The following is a 10,451-nucleotide window of genomic DNA, read 5'->3' on the forward strand; positions in this document are numbered from 1 at the left end:
TCAATTGATTCTTATTTTATTCGCAAGATACTCATAAAGCGATCTTGAAGAGCTTTTATGATAGGTTGCATGGTAGCTTTTTAGGAAAGCATTGTCTTTGTGAGCGCCTAAACTCTCGAACTCACTCGCTATTTCATTCCATGAGCCAAATATATGCTCCGCCCCAAGCTCATGATAATCAAAGTACATTTCTCTGTCATTATTGAGGTACTCACTCAAGTCATGAGCTAAAAATAAAATCGGTTTACCCGTTGCCGCGAAATCAAACATAACGCTCGAATAATCTGTTATGAGAGCTCTGGCTCTAGCCAACAAATCATAAAGTTCAACATCATTGTCGAAAATTATATTTGTTGTGTTTGTATAATAATCAGGTAGTTTATTTACCGGATGCAATCTGACAATCAACGTCAACCCCGCCTTTGCAAGCTTTTCGTCAAGTGACACAAGATCAAAGGCTGCATCTTGCAATATATCTATGGATTCTCCTGGTTTGCCTCTAAAGGTTGGTAAATATATTATCAAGTCATCATGCTTTTTAGGTTCTTTCAGCATAATGTCATTCCTTGGAAAACCAACCTCAAGAAGCCTAGAGTCATCAACACCAAAAGCACTCTGAAAATCTTTACTACATAAAGGGCCTAAAGATAATATTATTGAGTAATATTCATTCGATAAATAACGATATATTCTAGTTCTACTAACTGCGTTATGCTTATTGAAAACTGTATCATCGAAGCCAATTTTCTTCAGGGCTGCCCCATGCCACATCTGAACCCGGAGAGTATTATGAGCTATAACAGGTCTATACAAGTCTGAGTTTATACTGTGAGTAACAAAGACTATTTTTGCTGTTGCTTGATGCCATAACCCCCATATACTCTTATAATAGAAAACCCCTTTCTCCTGGCAAACTAAAGACTTATTTTTTACTATCCAAATGCATCTAACATCCTTACTGTTATTTACAATCCACTCCTGAAATGCCTTTGGACTATCAGCTAATCTTGACCCACCCCAACTAGAAAAAACCCACTTTTTCTTATTTTTAGGAATGAAAATGGTTATGAAAGGAATGAAAAATGACATTATTTTATCTATCATACCGAACCTTACATCTCATTAAAAACAGCAACCTCGACAGCAATGTCACTCCCTCAGCTATTAACACGCAAATTGCAAATTTTTCTGGCGAGACAGTAGAAAATGTAAAAGTGATTAGTAGAGATAAAAAGAATGAAAAGACACCAATATGTAATGTGTAATTCGCGTACTTCAATTTATTTAATAAATTAAAAATAGGAAAGCCAAATATGGCTGAGTAAAAATGAAAACACAGAGCACACATTAAAACAAAAAAAACACCCTCAGCCTTTCTATATTCCTCGCCAAAAAACCACGCCAATACATCTCCGCCAAATAAATACGTTACTAGCAACCCTGTTAACAATAAAGGAAGTGAGAAAAACAACAACATAGCAAAGGGTTTCATTGACTTATTTTTCGATACATATGGGAAAAGCGCTTGACTAAATATTGCCGACATACCCTGACCTGCCTGATACAACCTCTCAGGAGCCGAGTATAATGCAACAATCGCAGGGCTTATAAACTGAGACAAAACCAACGAGTTACTTTGGGTATAAAACAAAGAAGAACAACGAGATAGAAAGTATTGGAATGAAACTTTATAGAACCTTAAAACACCACGCAAACAAAAAGAAAAGCAAGATGAAAATTGATTTTTTATAAAGTAAAACGCTAATAAAGCACCTAAGAAATTAGCAAGTGAATAACTCAATAACAATCGCTCAAAATTCAAAGTGGAACTTAAGTAAAAGAAAAAAACCAATACCATAAACGATATTCTTGTGGTTAGTGTAACCCACTTTGAGCACTGCATTTTTTGCAAGCCATGAAAAACAGAGATAAACTGGAAATGTTGAAAAATTACCGTTATAAAAACTAGAAAAATAAATAATAACGGCACCTTTGCTATAAGAAGAAAATAAGCTAGAGGCGCAAGTAAACAAGTGTTAAATAAGACTATTATCGTAGTTTTACTTAATACAGAATTCTTGCTCAACACCCCTTTTGCTAATAACTGCACCCGTTTGACCGAGAAACCAAAATCGCTTAGGACAAACCAAACTTGAGTAGCTGACAATAGAACAGCATACAACCCAAACTCACTGAAAGTGAGGGTTCTAGTTATGAGCGGTAATAGTAACAACGGAGCTATAAAGTTAAAAAACTGAGTAATAGCCAAGTTCTTTATATTGTTTTTTAACACGTATAATTCTTAAGGTATTAAATAATCAGAATCTAAATTCAAAAGTTTGCTTTCATCTTTTCGGTAAAAGTAGACATCGCCATTTGATCCACTCTGAATAGCGTGAAGAATTTTATTAGCGCCTTCTTCAACAGCCATGACATTAGGGTTGTTGATGTTTAAGCCATCTCTAATCTTTGTGTCAATTGCGCCAGGGCAAAAAACATTCACATAATAACCGTCTTTGTAAAGTCCTTTAGAAAGAGTCATGACTCCTGCTTTTGAAGCACAGTAAGATGTCCAATCTCTATAACTTGCAAATGCTGCTGTAGATGCAATATTGAAGATTTTTGTTTTCTTATTACCAATGAGGGCTGAGCGACAAACCAAATACGTTCCAATTAGGTTTACATTTATGTCACGAATCCACATCAATGGGTCTGAATCAGCTACTAAGCTAGAGTAAAGTGTACCTGCATTGTTTATGACAATATCGAAGTACTTACCTTCAAAGTACTTCTCAACAGACTCAGGATCCGTTACATCTAACTCTTGTTTGCTTGGGGAGTATATTATATGGCTCGCTTTTGATAATTCTGAACAAAGAAATCTTGCTAGATCGCCCTCCCCTCCCGTTATTAATATCTTCACTATGCAATTCCTTTAGGCTCAGGAATAGGGTGGTTATCCGATGACTCAATCAACTTCTGGTATTGATCATGTATTTTCTTTTTCAGGTTGGTTGAGCTAACACCTTTTCCATAAGGAAAGTAGAAAACCTTGACTCCCTGCTCTTTCAAATAATCATACTTACCATACCAATCATCACCTATAACAAAAACATCTATATTTAGCTTTTTTACAGTCTCGATATGTTCAAGCGTATGTTGAGGAATGACAACGTCAGGTCCTTTCAACCCTTCAACAATGGCAATTCTCTCCTCAAAAGGTACAGCAGGAGGGTTTTTGTACGAACAGACTAGCTCATCAGTGCTTACTCCAACAATTAAAGTGTCGCCAAGACCCCTACCATAATTAATCATCTTTAAATGATTGCTATGAAACAAATCAAAAGTGCCGGATACATAAACTACAGTTTTACTCATTATTACCTCTTAATAATATGGATATTATTCTTTTTGATGCTTCACCATCTCCATATGGATTATGTGCAAAGCTCATATCATCATATGCAACTTGATTTGTTAGGAGCTCATTAAGTGACTCGATAATTTTAACTTTATCAGTACCAACTAGCTTAACTGTTCCAGCTTTTACCGCTTCGGGCCTCTCTGTTGTATCTCGCATTACTAATACTGGCTTTCCAAGACTTGGAGCTTCTTCTTGAATACCTCCAGAGTCAGTGAGAATAATGTTGGCACGGTTCATTAAATAAACAAACGGTAAATATTGTTGTGGCTCGATCAGCTTAATATTATCTACGTCCGCCAGAATGCGGTTTACCGGCTCTTGCACATTAGGGTTTAAATGCACAGGGTAAACAATTTGTACATCCGAGTGTGATTTTGCTACTTCTACCAAGGCTTCGCAAATGCGCTCAAAACCGCCACCAAAACTTTCGCGTCGGTGCCCTGTAACCAATACGAGCTTTTTATCAGCATCTAAAAATGGAAACTGGGCATCCAGTGTTGTTTGCAAATCAATGTTTGATTCAAGCTTGTCTTTCACCATCAATAACGCATCAATTACCGTATTACCGGTTATATGAATTGACTCACTTGGATAATTTTCCGCGAGCAAATTATCTTTACTGGTTTGAGTTGGTGCAAAATGGAACTTGGTCAGTGCCCCTGTTAGCTTGCGGTTAGCTTCTTCCGGCCATGGACTATATATATTACCAGTGCGCAAGCCAGCTTCAACGTGCCCTACTGCAATTTGCTCGTAATAGGCAGCCAAGCTAGCGGCGAATGTAGTTGCTGTATCGCCATGAACAAGCACAACATCTGGCTTAAACTCTTTGAGAACTGGTGTAAGCTCTAGCAATATGCGACTGCTTACCTCAGGTAAAGTTTGCCCAGCTTTCATTAAGTTCAAGTCATAATCAGGAGTAATTTCGAATAACTCCAATACCTGATCCAGCATTTCACGGTGCTGTGCGGTTACACAGACCTTAGCATCAAAGCGCTCATCTACTGACAAAGCGTGAACTAGTGGCGCCATTTTGATTGCTTCAGGGCGAGTTCCAAATACAGTTAATACTTTCATATTCAACCCTTTTTAGCAAAATGACGCACTAGTACGATGAGAGATGCAAGCATACAACCTAACATGACTCCTAAAATGCATATTAGAGCACGTTTTGGATCACTTTTTTCCTCTGCAATTACCGCTGGATCGATTGTTTTTAGCGTGTACTCATCTCGAACGCTGGCTAGCATTTTTGTTTGTTGTTGTTGTTCGATTAGTTGATAAAATACCTTCTGCATATCGGCTACCGAGGTTTCTTGCAGGGCATTATTAAGGTATTCAATACTATTATCTGCATCTGCAATGTCATTTGCTCGCATCGTATTATTGAGCTGTTCAATTAGCTTGTCTGTAAGCTCTTTGGCTACTACTGGCGAGTAGTGCTTTACAGATATTGTCACTAACCCTGTTTCTTTGTCTTGCGAAACATTTAAGAACTGTTTCGTGAACTTAGCATGCACTTCCAACTGACTGGGCTCAGGTTGTTTAGGTGCTTTAACTTCTCGTATCCAAACACCCTTTTCAGAGTCATAAACCTCTGGGTCGTAAATAACCTTATTACTTGCTTGTTCCCAGCCGTTAGCGGCCATAATCAGGGGTTTTAAGTTGTGTTCTTGTACAAACTCACCAACAAAAGAGCGGCTTTTTAGTAACTCCAGAGCAATAGTGGTTTTATCAGCGCTACCGCCACCTAGATTTACACCAGCAAGAGAGGCCAAACCACCAAACTGACCAGCTAAAGCGGATAACCCACCACTTTGACCATCTTCAGCAGGAGCCAGCAACGCCTCACTTTTATAAATGTTAGGCAAACTAAGCGCGTACGCGACTGCAATAACAGCTGCGATCAGGGTTGTGCCTATAATGATCCATTTACCTTGCCAAAGCGCTAAAAACAGCTCCTTTAAATCGATCTCATCATCGGCTAGCACAGCTTGTTGCATCTCTATATTTTGATTATTCATTATGTGCAACTCCTTATAGGCCGCGAATAGCAGCTAGGCCTACACCGATCTGATAAAAGATCTGCGTGGCCGTGCTCCAAAGCGTAAGATTATCCATATGCGCTGTATCCATGGGTACGACTATAGTATCGCCAGGCTCGATTTGATACCCTGTATTTACCGCAAACCAACCTTTATTTTGTGGTACATATACCGAACCATCAGCCTTAATCACATAGATACGATCTTCATCGGCTCGCGCCTTTGTGCCACCACTAAGGCGAATATATTCATCTAAGTCGGTCTTATTACTGTAAAGGTGAGAGGTTGCATAGTTAACTTCACCAATCACACTTACCGAATCCCGCTTAGAAGGCACATAAAGGGCATCGCCATTTTGCAGTACTAGCTCTTGCTCATCGGCCAAAATTTCCCCGAGATCTATAACTAAACGACCTATCGTTGGCATCGATGATAAATCTGCAATTAACCTATTCATTTCATCATACGATAGGTTATTGCTACCCATTGATTGTTCGAAGCTCTTTGAAGCCAAGTCCCTACGCAATTCATTGGTCAAGCGTTGCAGTTGCTTTTGCTCTTGGGCTTTAATAGATACACGAGTAAAAATAGCCGCATTAAGTGCCGCATAACTTGAAAAACCACCTGCACGCTTAATAACATCATTAATCGTTTCACCGCGACGAATGGTATATTGGCCCGGAAAGGTCACCTCACCATGCAAGGTCACCTTGATATTTTCCTGCCAATTAGGAATGGTCAACACATTAAGAGTGTCTTTACTTCGCAGTAAAGGCATTTGATCAGCATTACCGCTCAGTGCATCTTGCAAGTTGAAGGAAATATGCTGCACATCTGTGTTTGTGCCGCTCTCGGAGCGAGTAATTTCTGCTTGCTCTAAATATGCAGATTCGGTTAAACCACCAGCTGCGGTAATTAGCTCTTTTACGTTCATTCTCTCAGAAAGCGGATAAACACCTGGGAAGCGTACGTTGCCGCTTGCTTCAACCAGCTTAATGCGCTCGCCGGCTCCGGCTTGCATTTGCAACTGATTGACAACTTTTGCTAACAGTTGCTTACGGCTAAAGGTGGCGTAATCTCCCTTATCACCGTCTTGTTTCTCGACAATAACTCGACTCAGGCTATCGCTAGCAACTTCTTCTTCCTCAAGAATAGCGCTCTGGCGAGGCGCACCAACGTGCTTTTCAAACTGGCGCTGTTCAAACAGATGCCATAGTTTTACTTTTTGTTGTAGTTCTTGCTCGGCTTCGGTAAGCGCCAGCTGTTTTAGGGCGTTTTGCTCTGCTTTTTTTGACTCAAAGCGGCTAAATACTATTACCTTATCGCGCGGTTGTAGCGACAAGTTATGTGCACTGTTGCCAGCAATCGCTTCGGCTAGGTTAAACTGATGCACCTCGATATTGCCGTATACATCCACTTCGCGCAGTAGCAAAGCGTAAGTTAAATCAGCCTGAGGGAGTAGGTCACCGCGTAATGACACCAGCATATCTGCAATCCGCTTGCCCTGATACCAGGAGTACTCACCCGGGCGCGTTACAGCACCAATCAGGGTTACCGCATTATTGTATGCACTACTGCTTTCATCAATACGCACCACATCTCCATCCTGAGGAGTGTAGCCTGAGTTTGTCTTAGAGAAATCAAAAGATAGAATTTGCTTATAATCGCCATTGCCGGCGCGTTCTACCGTCACTTTCTCACTGTAGGCATTGGCCTTTAAGCCACCCGCCATAGCTAGTAAATCGGCAGTACTTTCGCCTTTTTTCAGTTCGAAAATAGCAGGACGTTTTACCGCGCCTGCCACACTCACCTGAGCTCCTACCGGTGGAATAAACACCACATCACCGGGCTTTAAGATGATGTCGTTGCTGCTATCGCCTTTAATAAGCAGGTCATACAGGTCGAAACGATTCACCACCTTGCCACCACGCTTAATCTCGATATTACGCAGTGAAGCGATATCGCTTACACCACCGCTGGCAAACAGCGCGTGAGTTACAGTGCTTAGTGAAGACAAGGTGTAACTGCCTGGTTTATAGGCCTCACCTACCACCAACACACGAATGCTGCGCAGTTGACCAAGTGAGACGAAAGCTTTTACGCCGATCATCTCATTGCTAACTTTTTCGCTAACAAGGGACTTTAATTCTTTAAAGGTCATGCCGGCCACATGCACCGGAGCCAGCTTAGGAATACTTAAACGGCCAGAGCGGTCGATGCTCGCATCCACCGTTGCCGACTCTTTACCATACAGGGAAATTTGTACTTGGTCGCCAGGGCGCACTATGTAGTCATCGGGAACAGGCGCACTTTCGCTCGGCATAAAGCTGGTTGGTTCACCGGCGAAGATGTCATAGCCAAAGGGTTTTAGCTCTTCTTGCTTTGGTTTGAACTTTTCTTCTGGCGTTTTTGGCTCAGCGTTTTCACCATAAACTTTACGCTCACCAATTGTGCTTTGCGCTTCTTGGTTGTTTGCACTCGACCTAGAAGAACCGCCAATTATTGAATCAAGGTCAACACCATATTGCCGTGCCAAGGCTTCTTGCTGAGCGCGAGGTAACTTTTTGAACTGCTCAATTTGCGCGGGTGAAGGAGTAAGCGCTTGAGTTATAGTTGTGTAAAACAGTATAAAAATGGCGGAAAAGGCGCCGAGGTAGGTCTTAAACATTTTTCCCTGCATGTTTGACTCCAAAAAGATGCCATATCATACACGACAAAACCCACGAAAAAAATGCGTAAAAAGCAATTTTAGCGTGGGTTTTTATGTGAACTTAGAAGTTATAAACTAAGGTCAGTGCCGTTTCTGTATCGGTATTATCTTTGTCATCCGCAACATCAGAGTTGTGAACGACATTAAAACCAACCTTCATTTGCAACGAACCATTAATTTTGGTTAACAATGCCGACTCAGAGCGGGTTTTGGTGTTGGTATCACCATATTCCATGGCCAGTAACTGAGTAAACTTAGCGCCTTCAGAGATCTGCCAGGAGAAATCAGCTTTAGCAAGGGCAATCACTTCGCCTTCCCATTCATCGGCAAGCGACTGACCATTACCATCAACCTCAGTGCTGTCATCCGGATATCTAAAATACTTATAACCAGGACCAACCTCAGCATTAAGAACCATGGTTTCATCATCGATTAGGCGTAAACCATAACCGCCCGATACTACGAGCTCCTCACGATAGGCACCAAAGTAATCGCTCAGGTATGAGCCATAGATGAATAAGTGTGCGTTCTTCTCGTTTAATTTGTAATTACCTTGCGCGGAACCAAAGTACTTTTCATTGGTGCGCTCAGTAATTTTAGTGCCATCGTCCTGCTCAACTTCATCTTCTTTATACAGGCCGCTTAATTTGTACTCGTTATTCCACTTTTCTAGATTGTGTTTAACGGTAAGCGCACCTTTAAAGGTGGTTGTTTCGGTGTTACCACTGGTGATAATGGCGCCAAGTTCGGCGTTTGCTTCCCAGGTTTTTTTCTCTTCTTCTGCTACAACAGTAGTTGCAGCAAAAGCTGCAACTAATAAAGATAGGTACTTCAATTTCATGTTAGCGATATTCCCCTAATTATTCGCCTGTTTTGTGTAAGTGCACATCCATTTGTGGGTATGGAATACCAACGTCATTAGCGTCTAGTTCAATCTTGATGTTTTCCATTAGATCGAAGTAAGTTGGCCAGTAATCTGCGGTGTTAACCCATGGACGAACAACAAAGTTAACGCTTGAGTCGGCCAGCTCGCTCACAGCAACCGTGTAGGCTGGGTCTTTCAAAATGCGGCTTTCGGCGTCTAGCACTGACTTCAATACACTTTTGGCTTTTTTCAGATCAGCATCATAGCTTACACCAATCACTAGATCGATTCGACGGGTCTGTTCACGAGAATAGTTAACAATAGCGCCTGACATAATGGCCGAGTTAGGCATAACGATGATTTTATTGTCTGGCGTATTTAGCTCGGTCGAGAAGATTTCAATCTTACGTACCGAACCGGCTTTGCCGCCCGCTTCGATGTAGTCGCCCGATTTGAAAGGACGAAGGATGATAATTAGCACACCGGAAGCGAAGTTTGATAGTGAGCCTTGAAGTGCTAAGCCAACCGCTAAGCCCGCGGCACCCAAAATAGCAATAAAGGAAGTTGTTTCAATACCTACTTGAGACAAGGCCATCAAAACGGTACCAACAAAAACGAGTGCATAAATAATGCTACCGCAGAACGAGCCTACAGCTTTATCTACTTTACGTTTGGCAAATGCTTTTTCAGTTAGGCCACCACACCACTTTGCTATGCGTAGACCAACAAAAAAGACAACGAGGGCAAGTACAAATTGTACTGCGTAGTGAAGTAACAGATCCGAGTTTTCCGAGATCCAGTTCGTTACAGTTTCCATTAGCGCTCCTATCATTCGCTTTTTGCTTGATACAACGACAAAATTAAACGACTTCGCTGTACCCAATCCGTAATTATCTCAACTTTCGTATAAACCGCAACTAAACATTGGTACGGTTCACCTAATAATAAAAGTAAGTCGTGCTTTTTGCCTATTTTTTATCTAGTTACACACCTTTAGAGATTAAATTTACAGCAAACAAAAAAAACTCGCCAATTTACTCTTCACAACCTCAATTAAACTATGTATTATGCGCGCCACACATCGAGAGGTGTGTAACTTCTTTATGGCGGCTGTAGCTCAGTTGGTAGAGCCCTGGATTGTGATTCCGGTTGTCGCGAGTTCAAGTCTCGTCAGTCGCCCCATCTCCCCCTTGTTTTTAAATCTCCATTTTATAACCTAATTAGATTCCTTCTAAGTTAAGCTCTATTCGAAGCCAACCTGCATTTGTGCACTGAATCTATTTCAGCCCTTGTTAAATTTACCTGTAGGTCAGGCTTTATCCTGACAAAAGCGCAAGGCTGAAGCAATTGCCGGGAATCTGACAAAGCAACTACAATGATTAGAGCAATCATATTCAAAGGAAATGGATA

The 10,451-nt window shown here is 41.2% G+C and carries 9 protein-coding genes and 1 tRNA gene; 1 reads left to right on the plus strand and 9 read right to left on the minus strand.

Annotated elements, in window-relative coordinates:
• The 9 genes from C2M36_RS05120 to C2M36_RS05160 all read right to left on the minus strand — a co-directional run bounded on the left by C2M36_RS05120 (position 1) and on the right by C2M36_RS05160 (position 9,858).
• Positions 1-1,104, minus strand: coding sequence for a CDP-glycerol glycerophosphotransferase family protein (locus tag C2M36_RS05120; protein WP_105253997.1), 1,104 nt, complete (start codon positions 1,102-1,104; stop codon positions 1-3).
• On the minus strand, positions 1,094-2,293 hold the full coding sequence (locus tag C2M36_RS05125) for an oligosaccharide flippase family protein (RefSeq protein ID WP_105253998.1): 1,200 nt from the start codon (positions 2,291-2,293) through the stop codon (positions 1,094-1,096). Before C2M36_RS05125 ends, C2M36_RS05120 begins: the two co-directional genes overlap by 11 nt.
• A gap of 9 nt (positions 2,294-2,302) precedes the next feature.
• Complete coding sequence (locus C2M36_RS05130; RefSeq protein WP_105253999.1) at positions 2,303-2,923, minus strand: SDR family NAD(P)-dependent oxidoreductase; 621 nt, start codon at positions 2,921-2,923, stop codon at positions 2,303-2,305.
• Complete coding sequence (locus C2M36_RS05135; protein WP_105254000.1) at positions 2,923-3,378, minus strand: adenylyltransferase/cytidyltransferase family protein; 456 nt, start codon at positions 3,376-3,378, stop codon at positions 2,923-2,925. Before C2M36_RS05135 ends, C2M36_RS05130 begins: the two co-directional genes overlap by 1 nt.
• Positions 3,371-4,498, minus strand: coding sequence for a non-hydrolyzing UDP-N-acetylglucosamine 2-epimerase (gene wecB / locus C2M36_RS05140; protein ID WP_105254001.1), 1,128 nt, complete (start codon positions 4,496-4,498; stop codon positions 3,371-3,373). The genes C2M36_RS05135 and wecB overlap by 8 nt, the downstream gene beginning before the upstream one ends.
• A 2-nt stretch (positions 4,499-4,500) precedes the next feature.
• Entirely contained in the window at positions 4,501-5,445 is a 945-nt protein-coding gene (locus C2M36_RS05145; protein WP_105254002.1) for a Wzz/FepE/Etk N-terminal domain-containing protein, read from the minus strand.
• A 13-nt stretch (positions 5,446-5,458) separates the two neighbouring features.
• Positions 5,459-8,134, minus strand: a complete 2,676-nt coding sequence (locus C2M36_RS05150) for an SLBB domain-containing protein (RefSeq protein WP_105254012.1) — start codon at positions 8,132-8,134, stop codon at positions 5,459-5,461.
• A gap of 103 nt (positions 8,135-8,237) precedes the next feature.
• Positions 8,238-9,017 carry a DUF481 domain-containing protein gene (locus C2M36_RS05155; RefSeq protein WP_105254003.1) on the minus strand — a complete coding sequence of 260 codons (780 nt, stop codon included), beginning with the start codon at positions 9,015-9,017 and terminating at the stop codon, positions 8,238-8,240.
• 19 nt (positions 9,018-9,036) lie between these two features.
• A complete protein-coding gene (locus tag C2M36_RS05160) occupies positions 9,037-9,858 on the minus strand; it encodes a mechanosensitive ion channel domain-containing protein (RefSeq protein ID WP_105254004.1) in 822 nt (273 codons plus the stop codon).
• Between the two features lie 289 nt (positions 9,859-10,147).
• Between C2M36_RS05160 and C2M36_RS05165 the strand changes: the two genes are divergently transcribed.
• A tRNA-His gene (locus C2M36_RS05165) sits at positions 10,148-10,223 on the plus strand.
• Positions 10,224-10,451: the final 228 nt, after the last annotated feature.

Source organism: Pseudoalteromonas sp. T1lg75, from assembly GCF_002964705.1.
In the GTDB taxonomy this organism is placed as follows: domain Bacteria; phylum Pseudomonadota; class Gammaproteobacteria; order Enterobacterales; family Alteromonadaceae; genus Pseudoalteromonas.